29 protein-coding genes and 1 pseudogene are annotated in these 26,417 nt (G+C 46.5%); 19 read left to right on the top strand and 11 right to left on the bottom strand.

What is annotated here, in order from left to right:
- Window positions 1-177 precede the first annotated feature (177 nt).
- From DYA43_RS23060 to DYA43_RS07735, 7 genes and pseudogenes are all read left to right on the top strand, one after another.
- Window positions 178-410, top strand: a pseudogene (locus tag DYA43_RS23060) (phage portal protein); the annotation flags it as partial.
- 179 nt (window positions 411-589) lie between these two features.
- Window positions 590-940, top strand: coding sequence for a DUF3147 family protein (locus DYA43_RS07765; protein WP_061056574.1), 351 nt, complete (start codon window positions 590-592; stop codon window positions 938-940).
- 158 nt (window positions 941-1,098) lie between these two features.
- Window positions 1,099-1,533 carry an SRPBCC family protein gene (locus DYA43_RS07760; protein WP_061056573.1) on the top strand — a complete coding sequence of 145 codons (435 nt, stop codon included), beginning with the start codon at window positions 1,099-1,101 and terminating at the stop codon, window positions 1,531-1,533.
- Window positions 1,534-1,624: 91 nt separating this feature from the next.
- Window positions 1,625-1,984 carry a VOC family protein gene (locus DYA43_RS07755; protein ID WP_020327472.1) on the top strand — a complete coding sequence of 120 codons (360 nt, stop codon included), beginning with the start codon at window positions 1,625-1,627 and terminating at the stop codon, window positions 1,982-1,984.
- Window positions 1,985-2,028: 44 nt separating this feature from the next.
- A complete protein-coding gene (locus DYA43_RS07750; protein WP_038157635.1) occupies window positions 2,029-2,340 on the top strand; it encodes a cupin domain-containing protein in 312 nt (103 codons plus the stop codon).
- A gap of 1,074 nt (window positions 2,341-3,414) precedes the next feature.
- Window positions 3,415-3,627 carry a transcription antiterminator/RNA stability regulator CspE gene (gene cspE, locus DYA43_RS07740; RefSeq protein ID WP_020327470.1) on the top strand — a complete coding sequence of 71 codons (213 nt, stop codon included), beginning with the start codon at window positions 3,415-3,417 and terminating at the stop codon, window positions 3,625-3,627.
- 294 nt (window positions 3,628-3,921) lie between these two features.
- On the top strand, window positions 3,922-4,128 hold the full coding sequence (locus DYA43_RS07735) for a hypothetical protein (protein ID WP_020432512.1): 207 nt from the start codon (window positions 3,922-3,924) through the stop codon (window positions 4,126-4,128).
- Between the two features lie 320 nt (window positions 4,129-4,448).
- Here DYA43_RS07735 and DYA43_RS23030 read toward each other — a convergent pair whose 3' ends face one another.
- Window positions 4,449-4,874 carry a protein kinase domain-containing protein gene (locus DYA43_RS23030; protein WP_225869448.1) on the bottom strand — a complete coding sequence of 142 codons (426 nt, stop codon included), beginning with the start codon at window positions 4,872-4,874 and terminating at the stop codon, window positions 4,449-4,451.
- A 515-nt stretch (window positions 4,875-5,389) separates the two neighbouring features.
- On the opposite strand from DYA43_RS23030, the gene DYA43_RS07725 reads away from it, so the two are divergent.
- From DYA43_RS07725 to DYA43_RS07705, 5 genes are all read left to right on the top strand, one after another.
- Window positions 5,390-6,706 (top strand): methyl-accepting chemotaxis protein, encoded by a 1,317-nt coding sequence (locus DYA43_RS07725; RefSeq protein ID WP_061056572.1) that lies wholly within the window; start codon window positions 5,390-5,392, stop codon window positions 6,704-6,706.
- Between the two features lie 154 nt (window positions 6,707-6,860).
- The gene (locus DYA43_RS07720) at window positions 6,861-7,277 is read left to right on the top strand and encodes an SRPBCC domain-containing protein (protein WP_020432508.1); all 417 of its coding nucleotides are present in this window, start codon (window positions 6,861-6,863) and stop codon (window positions 7,275-7,277) included.
- Window positions 7,278-7,404: 127 nt separating this feature from the next.
- The gene (locus tag DYA43_RS07715) at window positions 7,405-7,764 is read left to right on the top strand and encodes an EF-hand domain-containing protein (protein ID WP_061056571.1); all 360 of its coding nucleotides are present in this window, start codon (window positions 7,405-7,407) and stop codon (window positions 7,762-7,764) included.
- A 631-nt stretch (window positions 7,765-8,395) separates the two neighbouring features.
- Window positions 8,396-9,367, top strand: coding sequence for a calcium/sodium antiporter (locus tag DYA43_RS07710; protein WP_020327464.1), 972 nt, complete (start codon window positions 8,396-8,398; stop codon window positions 9,365-9,367).
- A 54-nt stretch (window positions 9,368-9,421) separates the two neighbouring features.
- Entirely contained in the window at window positions 9,422-10,258 is an 837-nt protein-coding gene (locus tag DYA43_RS07705; RefSeq protein ID WP_024373895.1) for a mechanosensitive ion channel family protein, read from the top strand.
- Between the two features lie 63 nt (window positions 10,259-10,321).
- On the opposite strand, the gene DYA43_RS07700 is transcribed toward DYA43_RS07705, so the two are convergent.
- Window positions 10,322-10,645: a DUF1840 domain-containing protein gene (locus DYA43_RS07700; protein ID WP_061056570.1), complete on the bottom strand. Its 324-nt coding sequence runs from the start codon at window positions 10,643-10,645 to the stop codon at window positions 10,322-10,324.
- Window positions 10,646-11,056: 411 nt separating this feature from the next.
- Here DYA43_RS07700 and DYA43_RS07695 point away from each other — a divergent pair, with 411 nt between their 5' ends.
- The 6 genes from DYA43_RS07695 to DYA43_RS07670 all read left to right on the top strand — a co-directional run bounded on the left by DYA43_RS07695 (window position 11,057) and on the right by DYA43_RS07670 (window position 19,154).
- Complete coding sequence (locus DYA43_RS07695) at window positions 11,057-12,256, top strand: type III PLP-dependent enzyme (protein ID WP_061056569.1); 1,200 nt, start codon at window positions 11,057-11,059, stop codon at window positions 12,254-12,256.
- Window positions 12,257-12,401: 145 nt separating this feature from the next.
- Window positions 12,402-13,079 carry a response regulator transcription factor gene (locus tag DYA43_RS07690; RefSeq protein WP_020327460.1) on the top strand — a complete coding sequence of 226 codons (678 nt, stop codon included), beginning with the start codon at window positions 12,402-12,404 and terminating at the stop codon, window positions 13,077-13,079.
- A 14-nt stretch (window positions 13,080-13,093) separates the two neighbouring features.
- Window positions 13,094-14,566 (top strand): ATP-binding protein, encoded by a 1,473-nt coding sequence (locus DYA43_RS07685; protein WP_061056568.1) that lies wholly within the window; start codon window positions 13,094-13,096, stop codon window positions 14,564-14,566.
- A 783-nt stretch (window positions 14,567-15,349) separates the two neighbouring features.
- Window positions 15,350-17,524, top strand: a complete 2,175-nt coding sequence (gene katG / locus DYA43_RS07680; protein ID WP_061056567.1) for a catalase/peroxidase HPI — start codon at window positions 15,350-15,352, stop codon at window positions 17,522-17,524.
- A gap of 146 nt (window positions 17,525-17,670) precedes the next feature.
- The gene (locus tag DYA43_RS07675) at window positions 17,671-18,168 is read left to right on the top strand and encodes a GNAT family N-acetyltransferase (protein WP_061056566.1); all 498 of its coding nucleotides are present in this window, start codon (window positions 17,671-17,673) and stop codon (window positions 18,166-18,168) included.
- Window positions 18,165-19,154, top strand: coding sequence for a phosphotransferase (locus DYA43_RS07670; protein ID WP_061056565.1), 990 nt, complete (start codon window positions 18,165-18,167; stop codon window positions 19,152-19,154). The genes DYA43_RS07675 and DYA43_RS07670 overlap by 4 nt, the downstream gene beginning before the upstream one ends.
- 31 nt (window positions 19,155-19,185) lie before the next feature.
- Here DYA43_RS07670 and DYA43_RS23055 read toward each other — a convergent pair whose 3' ends face one another.
- The 7 genes from DYA43_RS23055 to DYA43_RS07635 all read right to left on the bottom strand — a co-directional run bounded on the left by DYA43_RS23055 (window position 19,186) and on the right by DYA43_RS07635 (window position 24,440).
- Window positions 19,186-19,641 carry a c-type cytochrome gene (locus DYA43_RS23055; protein ID WP_225869435.1) on the bottom strand — a complete coding sequence of 152 codons (456 nt, stop codon included), beginning with the start codon at window positions 19,639-19,641 and terminating at the stop codon, window positions 19,186-19,188.
- 3 nt (window positions 19,642-19,644) lie between these two features.
- Window positions 19,645-20,088, bottom strand: coding sequence for a c-type cytochrome (locus DYA43_RS07660; protein ID WP_172465282.1), 444 nt, complete (start codon window positions 20,086-20,088; stop codon window positions 19,645-19,647).
- Window positions 20,081-20,620, bottom strand: a complete 540-nt coding sequence (locus DYA43_RS07655; RefSeq protein WP_020327453.1) for a methylamine dehydrogenase light chain — start codon at window positions 20,618-20,620, stop codon at window positions 20,081-20,083. The genes DYA43_RS07660 and DYA43_RS07655 overlap by 8 nt, the downstream gene beginning before the upstream one ends.
- Before the next feature lie 16 nt (window positions 20,621-20,636).
- Window positions 20,637-21,242: a thioredoxin domain-containing protein gene (locus DYA43_RS07650; RefSeq protein WP_020327452.1), complete on the bottom strand. Its 606-nt coding sequence runs from the start codon at window positions 21,240-21,242 to the stop codon at window positions 20,637-20,639.
- Entirely contained in the window at window positions 21,242-21,796 is a 555-nt protein-coding gene (locus tag DYA43_RS07645) for a MauE/DoxX family redox-associated membrane protein (RefSeq protein WP_225869434.1), read from the bottom strand. Before DYA43_RS07645 ends, DYA43_RS07650 begins: the two co-directional genes overlap by 1 nt.
- Window position 21,797: 1 nt before the next feature.
- The gene (locus DYA43_RS07640) at window positions 21,798-22,940 is read right to left on the bottom strand and encodes an amine dehydrogenase large subunit (RefSeq protein ID WP_024373905.1); all 1,143 of its coding nucleotides are present in this window, start codon (window positions 22,938-22,940) and stop codon (window positions 21,798-21,800) included.
- 306 nt (window positions 22,941-23,246) lie between these two features.
- Complete coding sequence (locus DYA43_RS07635) at window positions 23,247-24,440, bottom strand: class I SAM-dependent methyltransferase (RefSeq protein ID WP_061056564.1); 1,194 nt, start codon at window positions 24,438-24,440, stop codon at window positions 23,247-23,249.
- A gap of 229 nt (window positions 24,441-24,669) precedes the next feature.
- Here DYA43_RS07635 and yccX point away from each other — a divergent pair, with 229 nt between their 5' ends.
- A complete protein-coding gene (gene yccX / locus DYA43_RS07630) occupies window positions 24,670-24,945 on the top strand; it encodes an acylphosphatase (protein WP_024373907.1) in 276 nt (91 codons plus the stop codon).
- A 34-nt stretch (window positions 24,946-24,979) separates the two neighbouring features.
- Here yccX and DYA43_RS07625 read toward each other — a convergent pair whose 3' ends face one another.
- Complete coding sequence (locus DYA43_RS07625) at window positions 24,980-25,309, bottom strand: TusE/DsrC/DsvC family sulfur relay protein (RefSeq protein WP_061056563.1); 330 nt, start codon at window positions 25,307-25,309, stop codon at window positions 24,980-24,982.
- Window positions 25,310-25,449: 140 nt separating this feature from the next.
- Window positions 25,450-26,112, bottom strand: coding sequence for a Bax inhibitor-1/YccA family protein (locus DYA43_RS07620; RefSeq protein WP_020327445.1), 663 nt, complete (start codon window positions 26,110-26,112; stop codon window positions 25,450-25,452).
- Window positions 26,113-26,417 lie beyond the last annotated feature (305 nt).

The following is a 26,417-nucleotide window of genomic DNA, read 5'->3' as shown; positions in this document are numbered from 1 at the left end:
CTTTCTCGCTTCTTACTTTGCCCACCGTCACCGGTCTAACTGACTTATTCGTCAGTGCGACTTCGGATCGGCTCTTCGACGTCTGGCTCTTAATTAGCTGATAGGGATTTTAAGGCTGCTGTTAGCGCCAATCTGCGGCTTTGTTGCCCGCGGTATATGGACGATCTGAGCATGACAAAGGAGGGGATGGCGTTTAAAAACCTGTTTGTAAATGCCAAGGGTAAAGATACCACAGCGCCGGAACTCAAACCTATTGGCCTTATGGAAGCGAAGACTCGTTCAAAGACGCGAAGAACCAGATCTTGAATGATGTGCTGGCACAGATTTATTCACTGGGCGAACTGAACGAGTTTGTGGAGAATGAGCAGCTTAAATTGAATGAGTATGTGAGCTTGGAGCATGGTAGCTGATCGCTTCAGTGTGATTTTTGTCAGCCAAACAATTCTTTTATTCTTGTTTATTTTATTAACTATCAATAAGTTATTTGGTTTTTTGTAAAACTAGTTGTATATAAAAACACGCAAGCGTACCAATAAAATGTTAGGCTAAACAAGTTTAATCCAAAAGTTATGGGAAAGGAGATCTGATAATGCTTTGGATTGTCATTAAGTACCTTACCACTGCTGCTATCGTTGTGTTGGTTTCTGAAGTTGCAAAAAGAAGTGACAAAATGGGGGCTTTGGTCGCAGCTTTACCGACAGTAACCATATTGGCGTTGGTTTGGATGTACATAGAAGGGCAGGGAAACAGCAAACTTTCAAATCATGCTTTTTATACTTTTTGGTATGTGTTACCAACATTACCAATGTTTTTGCTCTTTCCTTATTTACTGGCTAAATATTCATTTTGGATCACGTTGCTAATAAGTTGTGTAGTTTCGATTGTTTGCTTCGCAATTACACAAGCAGTAGTGAAGCACTTTGGGATAAGTTTGCTGTAGACAAGTTTAGCCCAACAAATGCCTCAAGACGGATTCGTAACGCTCGACGGTTATGGTTAGATTTAGCGTTGTGTTTACTTTACTGTGCAATGGTTGAGTACTGTTGTGTGTTGCTCACCACGTAAGCGAGCGTTAGCTTTCTTCGAGGAAATCGGTCTATGGAATTCAAAGAAAAAATCTTTATCAATGCTGTACCTGAAAAAATTTATCCATTTTATTCTAATGTTAATGATTGGGCTGCGTGGGACCCCGATGTTACCTCATCTTCAATAGATGGCGATTTTGTTCAAGGTACAAAAGGTAGGCTCAAACCTATGAAAGGACCGGAAGCAAAAATAGAGTTTACGGAAGTAACTATAAATAAGTCCTTTACAACAATTAGTCGCTTACCACTTTGCCAAATTAGTTTTGAACATGAACTGCGGGGAAAAGGTAAGCAAACGGAAGTGATTCACGCTGTGAAATTTTCGGGCTTCTTGGCTCCACTGTTCGGCAGGTTAATAGGTAAACAGATGAAAAGAGCCTTACCTGCGACGATGAAAGGGCTCAAACAAGCAGTAGAAAATGAAGGCATACAAAGCGTTCAAGAGTGATTCGTAACGTTTGGCAGTTTAGGTGGAAGTGTAGATCGCGACTTAATTAACGTTGCGTCGTGCGCCAATGAAAAAATGACAGGAGTTAACAATGAACCAGCATGAAAAGATCAATTATGTAGAGTTTGCAGCTAAAGACTTGGAGTCAACGAAAGCGTTTTTTTCAAAGGTTTTTGGCTGGCGTTTTGTTGACTATGGACCTGACTATACTGCATTTTCAAATGAAGGTTTAGACGGTGGCTTTTTTAAGGCTGAGCTTTCTAGTCGGACTGAAAATGGTGGTGCGCTTTTAATTTTCTACAGTGCGGACATTGAATCTACTTTGGATAAAGTCGCGAACAATGGCGGCCATATTATCCGCCCCATCTTTGAATTTCCCGGTGGTTGTCGTTTCCATTTTGTAGAGCCAAGTGGCAATGAGTTTGCAGTTTGGTCGGAAGCACGTGCATAACAAACGCCTCACGTGGCGTTATACACTTAAAAAGGATGATAATTTTGGAAATCATAAGAAGCAGGGAGTTTAAAGCATCGCGAGCTTGGGGAGCTAAAGAAATAGCGAACATGAATGGCATCACTACGAGCTTACATTGGACAGATCAACCCTATAAATGGCATATCAACGATGGTGAAGAAGTTTTTGTTGTACTAGATGGTGTTGTTGAAATGCTATATCGCATTGATGGACAAGAAAAAACGACAACCTTGCAGGCCGGCGATATTTTCTATGCGTCAATGGGTACTGAGCATGTCGCTCATCCACAAGGTGAAGCAAGAGTTTTAGTCGTTGAAACTGCAGGCAGCGTGTAACAGCGTGGCACATTCCCAACGCTCACACCAGTTTTCGTCACAATGAAGCGCTATAGCTCTATAAATCGACATCATTGATTTGCCTTCTCACGTTTCATTTAGAGCTGGTGAGCAATGAATCAGTTTTTGCAATGCAAACGAAAAAGCTATCTATTTAGTTTGTTGCGTGTATAGTGTGCCTTGCTCATAAAATATGAGCTATTCATGTAACATCAAGTTCAAGTCTCTTCCCTGTATCTTTTCGAATTCTTTCGTCACATACCTGCGATTACTTCCTCTTTATATTCCATCAAATAGCTTAAGTATCCCTATACATTTTTTATCGAAGTATTTTTAGGTTCGCACGGCTGAAACTCTCTCATGCCATGCTTGCCTTTCCGTAAACTAAACAGAAGTTAAATTTATTATGGCTAGACGAACCAGCCGACAAATCTATTGGTATCACACCAATCGTAACCAAGAATCCGTACAAGGAAAGAAACAAGAATGTTCAAAATAGAATTTTACCTAAACCACAATGAACTGAGTTGGTCGGAATTTATTCACCAACTGAATAGCGATATTTTGAGACGACACATTTTTCAAAAGCTGCCTGTTTTCGATAGGAACGTGAGCTTTTCGTACTGCGAGCAATCGAGCTGCGGAGAAATCTTGAACGGCCAAGGTGAAAGCCTGGGTAAGTTTTTCATTCAATAGTGTTCAATATTTCATCGCTGCCTCGTTCCATCCCCTAGTTCGCATCCCCAAAACTGGATCTGCCGTTTCTCAAAACGTCCTGCTGACTACTAACGCTTAGGCACTGGTATCATTAGATTCACGAACGAAATCATGGAAATATTTTTGATACAAAAATTGGTTGTTAGAGAAAATAAATCAAAATATTCCTATCTATTTGAGTACATCCGTGTATAGTACCCGAAGCTCTTAAACGAGAGCTATTTATGAAATGTTTAGTTCAAGTCTCTTCTTAGTTTTCTTTCGAGTTATTTCGTTATATTACTCCTGCAGTAACTTATGCTTCATCTTCCATCAAATAGTCTCGCTTTCGAATCTTTAATTAATAACGAGGTATTTATGTCTAATAAGACTACAGGTTCAGTAAAATGGTTTAACGAAACTAAAGGTTTCGGTTTCATTACTCCAGACAACGGTGGCGCGGACGTGTTCGTACACTTCAATGCTATCGCTTCAGAAGGTTTCAGAACCTTGACTGAAGGCCAAAAAGTAACGTTCAACGTAGAGCAGGGCGCGAAAGGTCCTCAAGCTGCAAACGTTCAAACTGCATAATCTAGCTCCGGAAACACACTGTCTATTCCTTCCTGGATGATAATGTGTGTTTTTGTTGAAGCCATTGGCAGCAATAAGAATAAATTATTATAAAGGTGCGATGTGAATTACACTCTAATTTAAGTGAGTGTAACTGAATATCGTATCTTTATTTTTTTGTGCTTAATAAACACTAACAGAGATAATATTAATTTAGCTCGTAAATGTATTAGTTATTGTAATTAATTAATTATTTATTTGAGGTGATATATTTAATGTTATTGACGTTTTGCACTTAGCAATAAGGAACAGTTAATGAGAAAAAGTCGACACGAAAAAGCGCAAAAGAAAGCGTGGAAAGGCGGTTATGAAGCAAAATTCGAGCAAATGGTTGGTGAGTACCATAAAGCTAAGGCTGAGCTCGAAACGATGGAAAAAGGGACACCAGAATACTTGCAACATGAAAAACACTGTAACTCTCTGTTCGCTAGCGCTGAGCGTTTTTTCAAGCAACATCAGTAGCCTAAAAGCAATACCCCCATTATATTTTTCTAAGTGTCACATGTGTGTAGCACTCGTACACTGAATTATCACTTCCTTTTAGGAACGACTATGGTGGTGCCATGGTACTGGTTCTCAATGTCTCCAGCTACACCACCAAAGCCTCCGGGTAACGTTATAGCTGCGTCGTCAACTGAGATGTGTGACTTCATGCATCATCAGAGGACCGAATGGGTACCCGTTTAGGCCAGCAAAACATTCGAGTACCTTTGTCCCGTTTCTACAAGGTAATCACTGAATGTGATAACGACTTGTAGATTGCACATATCAACTTAAGTTTATCAGTATTGCCTTTTTATGGATGATTCAGTACCTGATTGAACCTGAGATAAAATATTGCAGATTTTATCAAATGTAGGTCGAGCTATAATGTCGCGATGTTGACAGTCAAAAGCTAGTGCCTCCAACTCTACTCGAACTTGATCATTTAAATCATCACAACGTTCTGTCAGTTCTTCCAACAAACACCCAAACGCTCTAACTTCCAAACGTTGTAATTTCGCTGATTGATTAGGATCTGTAACATCAAAAAATGATGCAGCACCATAATCACTTAGTAGTGCATCTCCTGATGATGTAATCAGTATATTGTGTGCGTACAAATCACCATGCATCACCCCCTGTTGGTGAAGATGACGTACGGCATCCGCTATTGTGCCGGCAATTTGAAATAGTACTGATGTAGAAAACTTCCTATCGCTAACCAGAGTAATCTAGGCAAAGATATTAGCCATGCGGGTGGGGCTTTGAGTTGGTTCGCTGCGATACGGGCGAGTTCTAAGCGGTGATATCGGGCCAGTGAATCAGGCAAGTTAGTAAGCTGATTTCCAGCTAATATCAGTTTTTGCAAGTCAGAGCATTGCCCAATGCTTTCAGGTAAAGCCTGAATACAATTATCTGCAAAAAAAGCTCTCGCAACTTTGCTGGTAATGACTCCGCTGGCACATCTACTATCTGGTTGGATTTAAACCCATCATGGTCCGCAGTCTCGGAGAGCGGCGGCTGTCCATTCAACAGTTAGATCTTCGTTCATAAATTCACATCGGCAAATGGTGCTGAATTCGACAATAATAAATAGACAAACTTTTGGTTTAGAACGAAAGTTTAAATACTATTCAAACAAACGCCGTTTCGGCAGATAACCTACTAAGTCAGTTTATAAAAGCAACCTGGATGCTTTTTGCATTCGAGTTCAAACACCTTATTACCAGACAGGGCCACTATGTTTTTCAATAAGTCACTTCAAAAGGAAAATCAGCAGCTTAAAGAAGATCTTCACTCTTGGGTTCAAATACGTGAAAGTCTTGATGAAGATATGCTGCGCATTACGTTGGATCCCAAAGGTGTTGTTGTTTCGGTCAATGCGCGTTTTGAGGACGAGCTGGGCCTGAAGCAAACGGCAGTATCCGGTAAACACATCACGGAACTCGTGCCGGAGAAAGCGCGGGATACTGAGCATTTTCACCGGATGAAAGAAGCGTTGGTGCGTTCTGAGCATTGGAACGGTGCAGTGCAGTTGAAGAAGGGGACCAGCGAAGAGGCTTGGCTGCGTACCATTATTCAGCCGATAAAAAACAGCAAAAATCAGGTGCTGCGCATCGCTGTCTATGCGGCAGAGCTGACTCGAACCATCAAAACGTCGCGTGAACACGAAGATATGCTCAAAGCGCTCAATCGCTCCACAGCGGTGATTGAATTTACATTGGACGGTACCATCATCCGCGCTAACGACAATTTTCTGCGAACCATGGGGTATTCCAACAATGATCAGATTGCAGGAAAACATCATCGCATCTTTTGCGAAGCAGATGAGGTTAACTCGCCTGCTTATAAAGAATTCTGGAGAAAACTGGCCAGTGGTCAGTTCGTTTCCGAACGCTTTAAGCGAGTGGACAGTCATGGGCAAATTGTTTGGCTGGAAGCGTCTTATAACCCCATTCATAACGATTTAGGTGAACTGTATAAGGTCGTGAAGTTTGCCACGGTGATCACCGACCAGGTGAATCAGGAACTGGCGGTGGCCGAAGCGGCGAAAATCGCCTTTGATGTTTCTGAAGTGACAGGGCAACAAACCTCTCAAGGTCAGCAGGTCGTAAGTACCACGATTGACAAAATGGAAGCGCTGGCGCAACAAATGCAGCAGGCGAGTCAGGGGATTGAAGCGTTAAGTGAGCACTCGAAAAAGATCAGTGAACTGGTCAGCAGCATCAGCGGCATTGCTGATCAAACCAACTTGCTGGCGCTGAATGCAGCGATTGAGGCTGCGCGAGCGGGGGAACAGGGGCGCGGGTTTGCCGTGGTGGCTGATGAAGTGCGCCAGTTAGCCTCTCGCACCAATAAAACCACCGAAGAAATTGTGGCGGTGGTGAGTGAAAACCTCAAACGAACCAAAGATGCTGTTGAGTTGATCGCGCGTTGCCAGAATCAGGCTGGTGAAGCATTGGAGCTATCGACGGAGGCAGGTCAGGTCATGGGTGATATTCAGCGCGGAGCGCAGAAAGTGGTTGATGCTGTCAGTCAGTTTAATCAGCAACTGTAATGCTTCCTGTCAGGCAATGTATATGAGCCATAAATGCGCTTCACACTCATAGCGATGCTTATTTATCCTGAATGCCGCTGATTGGTAACTTCGTTAATTTTAACTATGGTTTATAGGCGATTCGCTCACACAGTCAGTGGCAAAAGGATAAAAGATGAAAATCACCGTGGAACAGAAAGTCGCCGCCCCGCTTGCTCGGGTGTGGCATGCCTATACAACACCGGAAGATATTGTGCATTGGAATGCGGCGTCTGATGATTGGCACACCACCAAGGCGACCGTGGATTTACAAGTCGGTGGAGAATTCTGCTCTCGAATGGAAGCGAAAGATGGCAGCATGGGATTTGATTTTGCTGGTGTCTATACCCATGTCGAACCGGAATCTCTTATTGTCTATGAATTCGGAGATAGGAAAGCAGAAGTCACCTTTACTGTCCATATTGATGGCGTGCTGGTGCGTGTCACCTTTGATGCGGAGACGACGCATTCAATCGAGCAACAACGAGAGGGTTGGCAAGCCATTCTGGCTAGCTTTGCGCGTTATGTGGAACACGGAGGTGGAGAAAGCTGAGGTGCAATCAATTCGGCCTGTCTCATGAGTGAAAAAGTCGTCATTACTCTATCTGTAAACAACCTCACAAAATTTATGGTTATCGAGGTCTACACTCTGAGTTGTGTTTACAGGGAAGGAGGGATGTATGATTCGTAAAGCTTCATGGCTATTGATCGGATGTTTTGTCGTGTCTCTGCCCGCTTATGCTGCAGGAAACGCCACTGGGAATGGTGTGGGGAAAGGCAATGGCGGAATGGGGCCCACGCAGATGCCGACCTTTACTGAGATCGATGTCGATCACGACGGTGCAATTACTCAGCAAGAGTTTGTGGCATTTCAACAAGCCAGACAAGCGGAGCGTGCCGCGGATGGTCGCATGATGAAAAATGCCGCAAATAGCGATGGCATGTTTGAGCAGATCGATGCTGATGGCAATGGCTTAATCGATGAACAAGAATTTCTCGCTCATCGTGGCAGCATGAGATACGCCAAACCGCAACAATGATTGTTACAATTTACAAGAGGCCGTATCTGCGGCCTCTGTTTATTTCTGGACCCTATATTCGCAGAGTCTGAATGGCGCGAAGCAGCAGTCCCAGAAGTGAATTCCGGCAAATATCAGCGTTGTTTTTGGTGTCAGAGAAATATTCATTCTGGTGCTTATTTACTCCGATGAATCATTGACCAATAAACAATCGCTTGCATTGTCAGGAATGACGTAGTTAAATGCGCGCGTTTAAGGGAGTAGCCTTCTTCAATTCATTGAAGAGTGAATATCAACAGTCTCCAAGCCTCATGCTTGTGGTATTCACGTTCCTGATGTTCTGGCAAGACTTAAGCAAGGTAGGGGTAACGACAGGTCCCGCTGCTTTGCTTACGTAAATTTGCCTGTCGATATTCGGAGTTTTATGATCAGCTATTCCATCACTTGCTGAAAGTCTCAGCGCAAACGTTCTGATGTAATCCATGTTGAGTAAAATATTACCTTGCACAACCACTGTGAGAATTGAACGTTATACTGAATGCACCAACACATCTTTGTTTCTGGTAACACTGACCAACAGACACAACAGCTTTTTGTAGCGCCGCCAGGTTGCGACTCCTTTTTAAGCGTGTTTGAAAGTGGGAAACGAGCTATGTTGTTAGCGATTGTGGCAATTATTGCCGGATTTGGCCTTTTGGTCTGGAGTGCAGATAAATTTGTTGAAGGGGCTGCGGCGAGTGCAAACTACGCAGGCATGCCGCCTTTACTGATTGGTATGCTGGTGGTGGGTTTTGGCACTTCGGCGCCTGAAATGGTCGTCTCTGCAATGGCCGCGCTGGATGGTAACCCTGCGTTGGCGCTGGGTAATGCGCTGGGCTCCAACATCGTTAATATCAGCCTGATCCTGGGTGTCACCGCGCTCATTGCTCCGATTGCCGTTCACTCCAATATTATCCGCAAAGAACTGCCTATTTTGCTGATCATCACCTTGGTGCTTGGTGGCATGCTTTGGAATCACGATATCAGTTCGGCAGAAGCATGGGTGCTGCTGGTGGGTTTTCTGACGATCATCGGTTGGTCCATCTGGAGTGCTCTCAAAGCCAAACGTGATTCTCTGCAGACTGAATTTGAACAAGAAATGCAGCGTCCTGAGCTCTCAAAAGGTAAGGCTATGTTCTGGCTGGCAGCCGGTTTGCTGCTGCTGGTTGTCAGTTCCCGCATTCTGGTTTGGGGTGCGGTCACGATAGCCCAGCAACTGGGTGTCAGTGATCTGCTGATCGGTCTGACCATCGTTGCACTTGGTACGTCTTTACCGGAACTTGCGGCATCCATTACGGCAGCGCGCAAAGGGGAACATGACATTGCGGTTGGCAACGTGGTCGGCTCAAACATGTTTAACTCATTGGCGGTGGTAGGTATTGCCGGAGTCATCGAGCCCATCAACAACATCGGCGCTGAAATTTTCTGGCGCGACTGGACCGCAATGCTGTTTATCACTGCATTGCTGCTCATCATGGCACTGAAATTTGGCAAGGCCAAAACCATAACCCGTGTTGAAGGTGCGGTTTTTGTTTTGTGTTATCTGAGTTATAACCTGTATTTGATTCAGGGAAGTGTAGGTTAGTCACCCACCTTCTTAGCCTTTAAACCCATCCATATAACCATTGCGGAGATATTCATGGATTCATTAGTCGACTTCTATAACACGCATCAGGCATTCCTGTTGGACGTAGCGAAAAATACGCTACTGACCATTCTTATTCTCGTGGCTGCGTCAATTATCTCGAAACTTGTTCGCAAAGCCGTTTTTAAAGGCGTGATGAAAGTCGGTAGCAGTGATGAAATCGTGGCGCGTTTGCTATCGAAAATCGCTTCTTATTCTGTTTACTTGCTGGCGCTGGTGATCATTCTTGATCTGTTTGGCGTGAATACAGCGAGCTTAGTTGCTCTGGTCGGTGCCGCTGGTCTGGCTATTGGTCTGGCATTGAAAGATACGCTGAGCAACATTGCCGCAGGTATCATGATCCTGTTCTTAAAACCGATTAAAAAAGGTGAGTTTGTCGAGTTTGCGGGTTATACCGGCAGCGTGAGAGACATTGGCTTGTTCACTTCGGTGTTTGAAACATCAGATGGTCTGTATATTTCCAGCCCAAACCGCACCGTTTGGGGCGCGACCATCAAAAATTTCAGCCGCAACAATCGTCGTCGTATGGAAGTCACGGTGGGTATTTCATACAAAGATTCGGTTGATGTGGGGTTAGAGGTTCTGAAAGAGTTGGCTCTGAGTCACGAAGCAATCATGCGCGATCCGCAGCCTCAGGTGATGGTACAGATGCTGGCAGACAGCTCGGTGAATCTGCAACTGCGCGCCTGGTGTCCGACAGACAAATACTGGGAAACATACTGGAGCATTCAACGCCAGCTTAAAGGCAAAATTGAAGAGGCGGGTTTGTCGATTCCATTCCCGCAGCGCGACCTGCACATTACAATGGCGCCGCAAGAGCTCATCAAATAAAACTAAGCCCCGCCATTGCGGGGCTTTTTGATCTTAGTGATTGTGACAAGCTGAGGAAGAAAATCAGTATCCTTCTTCCCACATCACATCGCACTCTTCCTGCGTTGCTGCCTTAAGCAGCGCAATCAGTGGTAAAGCGCGATTCGCAATGCTGACCGGCAGTTCAATCGCGGACTCATTGTCTTCATCATCATCCGTTTCAGGCTGGGCCTTCTTCTTTTCGAGCTCTATCGCAGCTTGCAACAAACGAAGTGCCTCTGGCACATCCTTGGCGAGAATGGCTCCTGGGACGGTTTCACTGTGACCCATCATCGTCAACATTTGCAGGCCGATGCTGCCAAACATGGTGACGTTTGCCGACGCCTTGCAGCGAAAAGTCATTAACATAGAATGCCTCTTTGTGATTATTGAGTGTGAGTGCAATGTTCACTTTACTCCGTTGAAAAATGATCGTCTATCTTGGTTGAAAAACTCATCGAAATCGGGCCAGATTTTCCTTTGCCGACAAGGAGATCAACCGTGTTTCGGGACCCAGAAAAACCATTACATAATGCAATCTTTACCACAAAAAAGTTTTAGTTTTAAACACCGAATTTTTTATTGCGCTGACCAACTTATGACCTTACTATCGCCTCGCTTCTTGATGATAGCCAATCCGAGTACATCACAGCTGGTTTTGTGGCAAGGCGATAGAGCAACTATCCAAGAGTGACTTTGACAGCGCAACCGCGCTTTTATTGACGCTCCACTTTTCATCACAACGCATATGAAAAGTGCTCATTATTTTGGAGGTTTGCCATGGCGACTGCTCGTTCAGTTCTGAATTTTCAATCTTTCACTTCTCAAGCGCTTTCTGCTGACGAAATTCATTTGATCGAATCATCGGTCGAACAGTTTGGTGCGCCATTACTGATGCTTGACTGTGACATCATCCGTCAGCAATACCGTGCATTGAGCGCGGCACTGCCAAACGTCACTTTGCACTTTGCACTGAAACCACTGCCACATCCGGTGGTGGTAAGAACGTTGCTGCAAGAAGGCGCAAGCTTTGACTTGGCGACAACCGGCGAAGTTGAACTGGTTGCTCAGGAAGGTGTACCTGCAGAACGTACGATTCATACTCACCCAATCAAACGTGATGCCGACATCCGTGACGCTCTTGCTTACGGTTGCAACGTGTTTGTGGTCGACAACCTGAACGAACTGGCGAAGTTCAAAGCTTACCGCGATGATGTAGAGCTTCTGGTTCGCCTGAGCTTTCGAAACTCTGAAGCGTTTGCTGACTTGTCGAAAAAATTCGGCTGTTCAGCAGAACAAGCACTGACCATCATTGAAATGGCAAAAGAGTGGAACATTCGTATCAAAGGCTTGTCATTCCACGTTGGTTCTCAGACCACCAATCCACAAAAATACGTGGAAGCGATCCACACGTGTAAAGAAGTGATGAAACAAGTGGTAGAACGTGGTTTGCCTGCCCTGAGCACGCTGGACATCGGTGGTGGTTTCCCTGTGAACTACACCAAACAAGTGATGCCGATTGATCAGTTCTGCGTGCCGATCAACGAAGCACTGGCAGAGCTACCTGAAACCGTTCAGGTGATTGCTGAACCTGGTCGTTTTATTGTCGCGCAATCTATGATGAGCGTGGCGTCGGTAATGGGTCAAGCTGAGCGCGATGGTCAGACTTGGTACTACTTGGATGACGGTGTTTACGGTTCGTTCAGCGGTTTGATTTTTGACGACGCACAATACCCATTGGTGACGCTGAAGCAAGAAGGCGAGTACGCACCAAGTGTGCTGGCTGGCCCGACTTGTGACAGTATTGACGTGATTGCAGAAAACATTCTGCTGCCAAAACTGGATAACGGTGATTTGATTATCGGCCGCATGATGGGGGCTTACACCAGTGCGACGGCAACCGACTTCAACTTCTTCAAACGTGCGCAAACTGTCGTTTTCAATGAAATGGCCGAAAACAGTGAACGCATGATTGGCTAATGAATTGCTGAAAACTCCCACCTCGGTGGGAGTTTTTTTATGTTTGTGAGTAGGGCTTTCTACCAGTTCTGCATAGCGTTTGGGTCCACATTGTCGGCGTTTTCACGTATGCTTGAGCTATTCCTCCGCGATAACAGAACCTGCCGTGAAACTATTAATTATCGAAGACTCCGAAACGCTCCGCCGCAGTTTGATTGTGGGTCTTAACCATCTTGGGTTTGCCACTGATGACACGGGTGATGGTCAGGAAGCGCTGAGTATGGCGCTTAACAACCAGTACGATGTCATCATTCTCGATTTAATGCTGCCCGGCTTAAGTGGCCTGGAAATACTCAAAGCACTGCGCAAACAGAAGAAACAGACTCGCGTGTTGATTCTTTCCGCCAAAACCGACACTCAGGATCGGGTGGAAGGCTTGCTGCAAGGCGCTGATGATTACCTGACCAAACCTTTTTCATTTGAAGAGCTGCATGCCCGTATTCTGACAATCATGCGTCGAGGTAGTCTTGAGCAGGTGGACCAGACACTGTCCATCGATGAATTCTGTGTCAATTTAGCGGATAAAACCTTTCTTTATCAGGGACAGGTCATTGATCTTACCCCGAACGAATTCAAAATCGTACAGTGCTTGTTCAGTGCACCAAACCGGGTGATGAGCGTGGAACAGATCAGTGAATCCGTGGTGGGGCATTTTGATTATGTCGCCAAAAACACGATTGAAGCGCACCTTTCCTCCATTCGTAAAAAGGTGCGTGATGCTGGTGGCAATCTGCCAGTGAAGAACAAACGTGGCTTTGGCTATGTGGCGCAAAAGTGCAGTTAAGGTAGAAAGTGGCGATGAAATCTTTGTTCGGCTCACTGTCAAAAGCGAATCAGTTTGCTTCCATTGAACGCAACCTGATTAATTCCGTCACCCTGATTTTCGGGGCTTTCTTGTTTATGGTTTTTTTGTCCGTGGACTTGGGGCTGGACGATTGGGTTGAAGACCAATTTGATCAGGCGATGCTCAACAAAGCCAACTATCTGAAATCTCAGATAAGAGTGGCTGACCATCACGTTGAGTTTTTGGCTGATGAACGTTTTATGCCAGAGTATGCTGAAAGCGACGACCCGCATTTCTTCCAGCTGTGGCGCGATGAAACCACAATCAAACGTTCAGAGTCATTGGCTCAGTATCCACATGTTGATCTGCTTAAACCGGATGTGCAGCTGGGTCGTGATCGCATCGTAGATATCGTTATGCCCAATGGTGACATGGGCCGCGCGACGCTGTCCTATTTTGTCCCTGAAAGCAGTGATGACGAAATTCTCCCGGTTGCACTGACGATATACGAATCCTCGACTGGCTTGGAAAGGCTGGTTTGGGTGGTTGACGGGCTGCTGATCGGCAGCTTCATTCTGGCGATGATGCTGATGCGTTATGTTACCAAGAATGTGATTCGCCGTGGCCTGGAGCCACTTGAAAAACTCAATCAGGATTTGAAAACACTGCACAGCAGCGAACAGCCCGCGGCCGGAGAGCTGGAGTTACCTGAGCAAGTGGTGGAAGAGATCGAGCCGATCCGCAAGGAACTTAATCGTTACATTCGCAGCAACCGAACGCTGATCAACAATGAAAAACGTATTACGGCAGATATTGCTCATGAGCTAAAAACGCCTCTGGCAGAAATGATAACGCTGAGTGAGGTCTACATTCGCTATCCGCAGGATGAACGCATCAGTAAAACCTACCAGCATGACATGCTGGCGATCGCTAAACGTATGAAAGCGATTGTGGAGAACCTGTTGTTGTTGCAAAAAACGTCTTCGATTGCGATGAACACCGAATGGCAACTGCTGTCGATCAAAAACGTATTTGGCCAGGTGAAGCATGATTTGATGTTCAAATATCCGGATATCGATCAGAGGCTGGTAGCCAGCAGTTGTGCGGACGAATTTTTCTCTGCCGATCGCTTCAGCATTGAAACCATCTTAAAAAACCTAATCGATAATGCCTTGTATTACAGCCCGCATGAAAGCCTCGTGACGCTGGGCTGGAGTGAAGTGGATGATGACTATCAATTATCCATCAGTAACGCGTTGGTGCAGTCGATTACCGAGGAGCAGCTTGCAAAGCTGACGCTACCCCTGTTTCAGATAGATGCGGCGCGAACCAGCAATGAGCGTTTTGGTCTGGGGTTATCGATCATCAGTAATATCTGTCGTCAACAAGGATATACATTGAGCTTTATTCAACCAGATACCATGACCTTGACGGTCAATATCGCTATTCCCAAAGAGGTTCCGTTGCTTCAGCATCACAATGTGTGAGAAGTCAGCATAATGTAGCGATGATGGTAGCGAGAGAATGAACAAGCAACATCACATATGACCATCGTCGTTATTATAAATATGATCTAGGTTCCAGTATCTCTTTCTTTGGGGATTGGCTTTAACGAAAAAGTTTAAACAATATGACGTTTTAATTGATGGGTGTTTAAACTTTTATTCTTTCTATCCACATTCTTATCATGCCAAAGTTATATATTTTCCAATTTGTGATTTAGATCGTTAATATTCACAATCTATTCTTTGTTAGTCCAATCTGTTTCTTTGCGAAGATTTAATAATAGCGTTAGATCGACATGTTTAGCATGTTGCCATTCGTCGTATTGCTATATGTTGTACCTATTGGTTTCTTTGCTCATCTTTGTCTTTTTCATGTTTTGTAAGGATTTTCTTAACTTCTCTGTTTCCAGTTTTATCGTTGACTTCATTTCATTGATTCATTTGATGCAATTGGTTTTGTATATAAGTGAGTTTCATTTTTGTTTATATTTTCTAAAGCGAATGTTTACGATTGGTAAGAATAAAAAATCTGAATCGATGGATGGGTTATTATTTTCTGTTGAAAATGTTTACATATTCTATTGGTGAAAAATTCTTTGATAGGTTTTCTCTATTGAAATAATTGCCATAAATAATGTGAATATTTGAAACATCGGGACTAGACTCACTTTCGTAGACAATAATTCTGACTAATTTTAATTAACTGACTCAGCGCTTTTGAATCTGAATCAACGAACTTGAACCAAACAGGTAAAGGGACATCTTATGGCAAATCATGAAAGTAGTTCTTCCGGTAAATGCCCGGTCATGCATGGCTGCATGACATCCACGGGTACGTCAAACATGGATTGGTGGCCTAAGGCACTAAACCTCGACATCCTTCATCAACATGACACCAAGACAAATCCTTATGGCGTCGATTTCAATTATCGTGAAGAGCTGAAAAAGCTCGACGTTGATGCACTCAAGAAAGATTTGAAAGCGCTCATGACCGATAGCCAGGAATGGTGGCCAGCGGACTGGGGGCACTACGGCGGTCTGATGATTCGTATGGCTTGGCACGCAGCAGGCAGCTACCGTACAGCGGATGGTCGCGGGGGTGGTGCAACTGGCAACCAACGTTTCGCTCCACTCAACTCGTGGCCTGATAACGCCAACCTGGACAAAGCTCGTCGTCTGCTTTGGCCTCTGAAGAAAAAATATGGCAACAAAATCAGCTGGGCGGACTTGATCCTGCTGGCGGGTAACATGGCTTACGAATCAATGGGTCTGAAAACCTTTGGTTTCGGTTTCGGTCGCGAAGATATCTGGCATCCGGAGAAGGACATTTACTGGGGTTCAGAGAAAGAATGGCTGGCACCAAGTGGCGGTGAAGGTACCCGTTACTCTGGTGAACGCGATCTGGAAAACCCACTGGCAGCCGTAATGATGGGTTTGATTTACGTAAACCCAGAAGGTGTCGATGGTAACCCGGATCCACTGAAAACGGCGCAAGATATGCGCGTCACGTTCGCCCGTATGGCCATGAATGATGAAGAGACCGTGGCGTTAACCGCTGGTGGCCACACTGTTGGTAAAACGCACGGCAACGGAAATGCAGCAGAACTTGGTCCGGATCCAGAAGGCGCGGATCTTGAAGAACAAGGCTTGGGCTGGATGAACCACAAATCACGTGGTATCGGCAGAAACACGGTAACGAGCGGTCTGGAAGGCGCGTGGACAACACATCCGACGCAATGGGATAACGGCTTCTTCAAAATGCTGCTGGAACATGAGTGGCAGTTAGCGAAGAGCCCGGCAGGCGCTTGGCAGTGGGAGCCTGTGGACATCGCAGAAGAAGACAAACCGGTGGATGTTGAAGACGGCAAAAGCCGTTACAATCCAATGATGACCGATGCGGACATGGCGCTGAAAGTCGACCCTGAATACCGCAAAATTTCGGAGCGCTTCTACAAAGATCAAGCGTACTTCGAAGAAGTGTTTGCCCGTGCATGGTTCAAACTGACCCACCGTGATTTGGGGCCGAAATCGCGCTACCTGGGCCCGGATGTGCCAGCTGAAGATTTGATTTGGCAAGATCCAGTACCAGCAGGTCGCACCGATTATGATGTCAACGCGGTGAAAGCAAAGATTGCGGCGAGCGGTCTGAGCACTGGGGAAATGGTGTCTACCGCTTGGGACAGTGCTCGTACGTTCCGAGGTTCAGATAACCGTGGTGGCGCAAACGGCGCGCGTATTCGTCTGGCTCCGCAAAAGGATTGGGAAGGCAACGAACCTGCCAAATTGGCGAAAGTACTGGCAGTGTTGGAAAACATCGCAGCTGAAGCGGGTATCAGCGTTGCTGATACGATCGTTCTGGCTGGTAACGTGGGTATTGAACAGGCGATTAAAGCGGCTGGTTTCAATGTCGCTGTTCCATTCAGTCCAGGCCGTGGTGACGCAGCGGCAGACATGACCGATGTAGAATCATTCGATGTGCTGGAGCCACTTGCAGACGGTTTCCGTAACTGGCAGAAGAAAGACTACGTGGTGAATCCAGAAGAGATGTTGCTAGACCGCGCGCAACTGCTCGGCCTGACTGCACCAGAAATGACGGTTCTAGTTGGTGGTCTGCGTGTCCTTGGCACCAACTACGGTGGCAGTGCGCACGGTGTCTTCACTGATCGAATGGGTGCGCTGACGAACGATTTCTTCGTCAACCTAACCGACATGGCGTATACCTGGAAACCAACGGGTCGCAACAAATACGATATCGTTGACCGTAAGTCAGGTGCCACGAAGTGGACGGCAACCCGTGCTGACCTCGTGTTTGGTTCGAACTCTATCCTGCGCTCTTACGCGGAAGTGTACGCTCAGGACGACAACCAAGAGAAGTTCGTGAAAGACTTCGTAGCCGCTTGGACCAAGGTGATGAACGCGGACCGTTTTGACCTCGTCTAACCCAGGTAGCATTGCAATTGAATCCCTCGGCATCGCCGGGGGATTTTTTTATCAGTTCAACGCTGTATCGTTTACTCTTTGCGCACGGTTACGTTAGATTGGCAAAAGTAGTCAACAGATTGCACTGATAAAGCAAAGGAAAGGTGATGGAAATACGCGACATTCAGGACGTTGATATCGTAACAATTACCGAGATTTATAATCGTTACATCGAACAGACGACAATTACCTTTGAAGAAGTGCCGATCAGCGTGAGTGAGATGGGCGAAAGGGTGAACAAAATTCGCGCGGCCGGATTGCCATGGTTGGTCGTTGCACACGAAGGTACGGTAGTGGGATACGCTTATGCCGGACAATGGAACGCCCGCAGCGCTTATCGCTTTACCGTCGAACCTTCCATCTATCTTTCACCACACGCCAAGGGGCAAGGGTGGGGACGAGCGATTTATCAGATGTTGCTCAGCAAGCTCAAAGACCTCGGGATCCGCAATGTGTTGGGCGTTATCGCTTTACCCAATGAGGCGAGTATCGGTCTGCATGAAAGCCTTGGCTTTCGCAAAGTGGGCGAGTTCAGTCAGGTCGGATATAAATTTGAGCGTTGGCTTTCTGTCGGTTATTGGCAATTGGAGATTCCATTACAGTGACGAATAAAGAATGCTTACTTAGCTGTGTGCTTAAGCACTGGCCTAGGGTTAACTTTCCAGTTGAAATTACACCAATCTTAGTCGGGGCAACCAATCAGGTTTATCGTATTGACGATGGTAAGAAGTGTTACTACCTCAAATCTTATCGTCGCAACCTGCAATCTGCTCTCAATCGAGAACATCATTTACTAAATACGTTGAGTACTGAGCTTCCACAAGTTCTTAAGCCGATTAAAACTCACCTGAATGGTGATCTTGTATGCTGGGAAGGGCACTTTTATGCGTTGTTCCCTGAAGCTAAGGGAGAGATGTTAGAAAGCTTCCAGCTCTCTTGTACTCATGCGCGTGAAGCGGGGATCTATTTGGCTCGCTTACACCACGCATTACGAGCTATCAATGTTACTGACTTCCCCAAAATGAAATTGTGTTGGAACGGAAAAGAATGGTGTGAAAGGCTTCAACGTATTTTGGCGTCGGTTCTGGAAGTGGAATCACCTGATAATGTTGATCGCTGGGCGATTGAACGCATTAGGGTGCAGTATGACTATTTAAATCGACCAGATAGTTGGCACCACTATGTTTGTACGACAGAAGAGCAAGTGATTCACGGTGATTTTCATCATTACAACCTGTTTTTTGGCAAAGATGGGCAGGTCAGCGAAGTCATCGACTGGGATTTGGCGCAGAGAATGCCTGTAGGTTATGAGATTGCTAGAGCATGTTGGTACATGTTTCGTCTGGACTTATCAAAAACAAAAGCGTTTATAGAGGGCTATCTATCCATTTCAGTGCTGAGTCTAGCGCGGTTACGAGATGGGGCAAATGCTTGGGCAATTTTCGCCGATCATCACATATGGGCTCTAGAGGCTGTCTATCTCCATGGTAATCAGGCGGCGAAGAAATTTATTCCCGAACAGCCGTTCGAACCATTTTTGTCTTCTTGGAACAAGGTTATTGAACATGTTTCCTACTTGTTTGAAGGCTAAATGAAAGCCCGCATAATGCGGGCTTTGTGTTTTATGGCCAAGGATACGACCCTGTGGCAATGCCTTGTTCGTTGAAGCGTTTAACGATTTCTCGGCGATATTTCACTACATCTTCCAATGGCGCGGAGCGAATCTGCGCGATCTCTTCAGGCGAATAGGGTTTGGCATTGGCTTTATCGCCCCATTTGTCATTGAGATAATTCATTAGTACGGCGAGCTCGTGGTTGTTGAGTCCGGATGCAACCACGCCAGGCACGTTCATCAGATAGACCCGTCCCTGTTCATCGTCCATAAATGCGCCCAGATAGCCGGGAAGAGGCGGGATACCTCCGGCGACTGAGCCGGACCCATCTATGTCATGGCAGCCGGAACATTTGAGGATGTAGTTTTGCTGGGGCGTGTTGGAAGCGGCATAAGCCGCTCCGTTACACAGTGCGAAGGTAATCAAGACGCTTCGTACCCAACGACGGTAAAGCGTTGTTTTCATACCTTAGTCTCCGTCACGCAGTTGATGCAGTTCCTGATGAGAGAGTGGGTTCTCCTTGTATTTGTCGATCAGATTGGCATCAGGCCCACCAGTAAGGTGGTTAATGTCACTCAGGATGTAGTGAGTAATTTCCACCAGATCCGCGGTCTCAAGAAAACTTTGTGGAGGCATAGCAAATCCTTGATAGCTGTTGCCCAAAGACTCGATCTTACCGCTCATCCCCCCTGTTACCACACCCGCAATGTACTGATCGCGCTTGTCGCCAAGGCGGTTCCAGAGCTGCGGGTTTTCCAACGAGGGAGCCAGACCGATAATGCCTTTGGCGTCCATTCCATGGCAGCCAGAGCAGTTGGTGACGAATTTATCCTGGTCGGATTCAGCACTCACTGGGTAGTGAGTGCCAAGCGCCACTAAAGCAAACAATAGGGAAACGGCGCGTTTATTCATTCGCCAGCCCCACCAGTGCGGCTACGGTGCAATGGTAGCCTTTGTTGGTGTTCGCCATACACCAGTTGATGTCGTTGTGCAGACCCATGCGGTATCCCGGACGTTCACGTTCACTGTTGAGACACGCGACTGAGCTGTTCACGATCGCTTTACCACAGCAGTCGTTATACGACACCAGATAGTTCTTATTGTCGTTCGGGTTGAGACATGTGCCCACCCAAGCCACTTTGGACGCTTCAGAACCCGGAGGGCAGGTGGTTTCGCTGCCACCGGATGTGGAACACAAGTTTCCGTCGAGCGCGCAATAGCGCCAGTAGTCACAGCTGTTGATATCATCCCCCGGGCCTTCGGCTGCAAACACTTTGCCTGCTGAGCGGTCAAATGGCAGCAGCGGCATCATGCCCGTACCGACGATAAACACACCTGCTTTGGCGAGAAAGTTGCGGCGGCCAATCTGGCGTGCGGAATGACGGACGGTTTTCTCTGAGAGCCTGTCCATGGCATTCAATAACATTTCGCTGAATTTTTTCATTGTCACTGTCTCCTGCTTAGTGATTAACCGTCACGGTCTGTTTGTGTGAGAAATCTTGTAGTGATTCAAAGCCGCTCTCTTTCGCGTTGAACAAGCTTTCGAGCTGTTCGCGGCTATTGATCAGACCTTTTGACACGATCTGTCCCTGCTCATCCATGAGGACAGAGAACGGCAGTTTTGCCACGCGGTAGGCCATGCCCAGCTCCTGAGACAGCACATACGGAATGTTTTCCAGTTTATGCTGAGCAATCAACGCGCGTTGAGCGGGTTCGTCACCGTCACTTGCCAGCACCACATTCAGCCAGCTCGATTCGGCTTTTTGCAAACTATTGATGAGAGGAAGCAGCACCTTACAGATAGGGCATGATGGTGCAACGAACAGCACCAAGGTACTTTTTGCTTGCGCGCCACCCAGCGTGATTTCCCCCTGATTGAGAGACATCAACGTCATCGGTTTGGGCGTCTCACCCAACTGAGGGCCATTGTTGTTGATCATGGCTCCCACTGGAGAGATGCGTTCAAACAGAATCCCGACCTGACGGGAAAGCGCAATAAAAGCGATAAACAGCAGTGCGACGAGTACAGCTAAAAAGCCGACTGCAAACAGTAATACAGTATTCATTAGATGTCCTTTTCCTGCTCGTGTTGAGCGAGCTTCAGAATCAAATCGTGGTTGTGCATCAGTTGCTCTAGTAGGTAATACCCAAACCAGAGAATCACTCCGCCTGCGATAGCCATCAGCAGACTCAAACTGGTGATGGGCTGGTTAGCGGTCATCAGCATCGACCCTGCCAGCGTTATCAGAATGGCATTGCGTAACAGCGTGCGGCGCGATACCACGATCGGTGTTCCACCACATCCACAGTCAATTTCTCGGTTGCCACTTTTCAGTTGCATGCTCATGGCGAGCGTATAGCCGATGAGCAGCAGTAGCATCAGCAGTTCCCCGGCCACATTGGTTATCGGCGTTATGCTCAGAACCACTGCCGCAATTTCGCCAACCAATAACAACACCGCAAGCGGGTAGGCATGTTGTTCAAAGTGGCGTGAGTAGTGACTGATGTAGCCTGAAAAACGACGTAGATCCGCTCCTTTATGCAGCGCGGCCTGAATAAACACCAACACGAAAAAAGTCATGATGGTCAGGTGATATTGGGTTATCCAGGATGTGCTCATATCAGTAATCCACCATCAACATTTGAGTGAAACTGCCCATCTCTTCCGCTTCATGTACTTTGGTGCCTTCAAACTTGCCGCCATTAAAGGTGTATTTCACCACGGTGCCGAAGTCGGTCAGGGTGTACACATCCGGCGCTTTGGTTTGAGACACGGCCAGAGAAATCGGTTCTTCTGCTTCAATGCGCGTCACAACCTTATGCGAATCCATGCTCACGCCCCAGATTTCTTGAGCACCGTCTTTGTGGCTGCCTTCCTTGCCATCCGGATGCATGGTGACGAACATCAGTTTGTTAGGCTGGTTGTAGCCAATGACTTCGTAACCACCAGGTAGCCAGTTGCCTTCGATGTCTTTGGTGTAGTTGAACTTGTCTGCCAACGTCACGGTTTCGCCAGTGTCATTCAGGACATACATGTTGCCTTTGAACGAAGTGAACATCAGTTTGCTGCCGTCGCGCTGTGCGGTGATGAATAGCGCATCGTCGTCAGTGTCGAAAATCTTTTCACTTTTATGCGCGGTATAGTTCTTCGCATCTTTAGCTATGACGTAGGTTGAGAAGGTGCCGTCGCCGCAAGCGGAGCTGAACTTGTTGTCATCCTGTGATGCGTAAATACCCCAGCAGCCCGGTGTCGGGATTTCTAACAGCGCTTTGCCGCTGGCAATATCCACCACAGATACCGATGCAGCGGGTGTGGCGTTTTGTACGAACGCGTATTTGTCGGTTGCGGAAGTTTGGAAAGTGTTCACGTAAGCTGCGGCTTGCGCCATTTTGGGAGAAGATTCGATCTCTTTATCCAAGCTAAGAGAATTGACCGCGAACTTTTGCACCACAGCGTCGATGTCACCCCAAACAATGCGTTTTGGGTATACCGAGGCGGTGTAGAGCGATTTTTTGTCTTTCGATAAACCAAACTGTGCGATCAAACCCGTGGAGATGTTGCCCTTCGCTTCGAGGTTGTCCGCGCCGATCACGGTGATCATGCTTGAACCTGCCCAGCTTTGATCGATGATGAAGACGTTCGGTCCGGGTTTAATTTCTTTCTCTACAGAGACGTGTTCGGGTTTGAACTGAGTGGCTGCATATGTGGTTGGAAGGAAGATTAAGCCGCTGATAAATAAAGCGCCTAGTACTGTTTTTCTCATTGAATGATCCTTTTCGTTTTAAGAAATCATCATTCAAATCGCAATGTTTATGCCATGTTTATCAGTGGTTTCTAATTTGTTAATAACGAGTGGGGAAACACCTTGTTACATCTGGTCTGGCATGAGATTTGGGTTGTAATAAAAGTGTCACTTTACGATGTCGCGGGCCTAGTCATGCTCAAAAATGTCTGCTTTCAACGCACTATTTTGGAGTATATGCACTAAAAGTGCGCTTGATTGCACATGACTCTGGAGAGACTGAAGGTAAGAAAAAGGCTTCCGGATGGGAAGCCTTGAGAACACAGATTACAACACCTTACAGGCAAATCCTTTAAGGTAGAACCCTTCCGGATAAGCGGTATCCGTTGGGTGATCCGCCGCCTGTTCAAAGCGTTCAATGAATTTCACGTTGCGGCCGGCATCCAGTGCAGCATCGGCGATGATTTTTTGGAACAGCACCTGATCCATCAATCCTGAGCACGAATAGGTCAGCAGGGTGCCGCCCGGATTAAGGATTTGCATCGCCAGCATGTTGATGTCTTTGTAACCACGACATGCACCATTAAGCTGCGCTTTAGATTCCGCAAACTTTGGCGGATCCATGATGACAACATCAAATTTGGTGCCTTGGTCGCGGTATTCGCGCAGCAGTTTGAACACGTCTGCATTGAGGAAAACCGCACGTTTTTTCGAAATATCAAACTCATTCAGTTCAGCGTTGAACTTCGCGGTATCCAGCGCTGGTTGAGATACATCAGCGTTGATCACGCGCTTTGCTCCGCCTTTCAGCGCGTACAGGCCAAAACCGCCAGTGTAAGAGAAACAGTTAAGGACATCTTTGTTCTTCACATATTTCATCGACTGGAAACGGCTGTCACGTTGGTCCAGATAGAAACCGGTTTTGTGGCCACCGACGATGTCGACGCTGATTTTCACGCCATTTTCTTCAATTACAACTGATTTTGGCGGCAGTTCGCCATGCAGAACGCCGACACGTTCTTCCAAACCTTCTTTCTTGCGTACCGCGACATCAGAGCGTTCGTAGATGCTGCATGTCGGGAAACACTGTTTCAGCGCTTCAACCAGCGCGTCTTTCTGGCTCTCTGCACCTGCACTGAGCAGCTGGCACACCAGAAAATCCTGATATTTGTCGATGGTGATGCCTGGCAAGCCATCAGACTCTGCGGCGATCAGGCGGTAACCCGTGAGACCATCACGCTCAATCAGATCATCGCGCAACAACTGTGCCTGCTGGATACGTTTAACAAAAAACGCGGTATCAATGGCTTCTTTTTCAAAGCTCCAAACGCGAGCACGAATTTGAGAATGCGGTGAGTATGCCGCTTTCGCAAGCCATTGGCCTTCGTGGGTATACACATCAACGGTGTCACCTAAACCCGGTTCACCTTCGATTTTGCTGATACCACGAGAAAACACCCAAGGGTGTTTGCGGCGTAAAGATTTCTCACGACCTTTGACCAGATAGATTGCAGGAGTCATTGCGTTACTCAAATGATTAATAGAAATGGGCGGGTATTTTCATGGAACTCAGCCAGAAAAGCAAACTCCGTAGGAAAATAGTCTTTTCGATGACCTCACAGTGGCCCGAGTGAAAATTGTCTATCCTTGGGGGAGGCGATCAAGAGGTGCGCGAATGTTTACGAAACTAAGGAAATGGTTATTGTCCAATAAGGAAGAGGACTCAACCACTGAACAAGAAGGGAATCAGATGTCGATAAAGTGCGATAAGTTTATTGTGTCGGGTGTAGTGCAGGGAGTCGGCTTTCGATATCACACCGCTCATCAGGGGCTAACACTGGGTTTAACCGGGTATGCCAAAAACTTATTCAGCGGAGATGTTGAAGTGATTGCCTGTGGTGATCCGCAACAAGTGGACGCATTACATGAATGGTTGAAAGAAGGGCCAAGAACGGCGTCGGTTGAGTGCGTTGAGCGGTCAGAATGCATTACCAACAAGCACTATAGAGGATTTGAAATCCTGTAAGAGGCTCGCTCACAGGATTTCGTTACTCATGGCGTTATAAGCATTTGGCTGGTTTTGGCAAGCCTGCCAGTTTGGTTGCTTGTTTAGCCGGGCCTTTCGGAAACAGTTTGAATAGGTATTTGCTGTTGCCTTTTTCCGGACCGTGCTCTTTTTCCATCGCCTTAACCAGCATACGAATGGCTGGCGAGGTTTTAAATTCTTCATAGAAATTACGCACGAAGTGCACCACTTCTAAGTGAGCATCCGTCAAAGTCAGGCCTTCATCCTTGGCAAGCATGTCAATCATTCCTTCTTCCCACAAGGTGTAGTCCAGCAGATAACCTTGTGCGTCGGTTTCAATCGATTTGCCGTTGTATTCAAACATCTTTATTGTCCAATCGTCAGTTTGCGCTAAGGGTAGCGAAGCCCGTGCATTTGCTCAAGGGGTATTGGTGATTGTTCCAAAAAGTAAAAAGCCCGAAAGCAAAGCTTTCGGGCTTAGAATCTCTACCTTAAGCGAGCGAATTAATCGTCGCGCATCACGCCAAGAATGCTTAGCAGGCTGATGAACAGGTTGTAGATAGACACATACAGAGTAATGGTCGCTGAGATGTAGTTGGTTTCACCACCGCGAACAATTTGCTGTGTTGTCAGCAGAATTGCACCCGTTGAGAACAGAACAAACATGCCGCTCATCGCCAAGTAAAGCATTGGCATTTGCAGGAAGATGTTCGCTACCATACCAATTAGCAGTACCACGAAGCCCGCCATCAACAGACCACCCAGGAAAGACAGGTCACGTTTTGTGGTCAGTGCGTATGCTGAAGCACCCATGAACGCCAGAGCTGTGCCGCCCAGCGCTGTCAGCACGACGTCGCCCATACCTGCACCCACATACATGTTCAGGATTGGACCGATGGTGTAGCCCAGGAATCCGGTAAACAGGAACGTAAATACAAGACCCATGCTGTTGTTACGGTTCTTTTCAGTCAGGAACAGCAGGCCGTAGAAACCAACCAGCATGATGATCAGACCCGGGCGAGGAAGGTTCATCGCCATCGAGATACCAGCCACAACCGCAGACCAAAGCAGTGTCATTGAAAGCAGTGCATACGTGTTACGCAGCACTTTGTTTGTTTGTAGAGCACTGTCATAAGACGAGGTGCGTGAATACATAGGACTGTTCATACTCTTCCTCATAGAAAGGTGTTGATATTTATATGGACATTTATGAGGCCAAAAGTTCCATATTTCAAGCCTCTGCCACTAACAATTACTGGAAATAATAATCAAAAAATGGGCGGATAGGTGTGAACAAGTTGTAACACAATATTTCCAATCAACGAAAGATTTTTGAAGTATTTATTTGAATACTATGTGTTTTTTATGGTTTGGCTGAAATGTTTTGTGGTGATCGAGTCCGATGAATCGTGTTGTTGATGTTCAATCTCACCAAGCGGATAGCATAAATGCCAAAAGAAAAGAGGCGATAA

Source organism: Vibrio fluvialis (assembly GCF_900460245.1).
Classification (GTDB): domain Bacteria; phylum Pseudomonadota; class Gammaproteobacteria; order Enterobacterales; family Vibrionaceae; genus Vibrio; species Vibrio fluvialis.
Note: the sequence above shows the minus strand (reverse complement) of the source record. Positions and strands in the feature narration are given on the sequence as shown.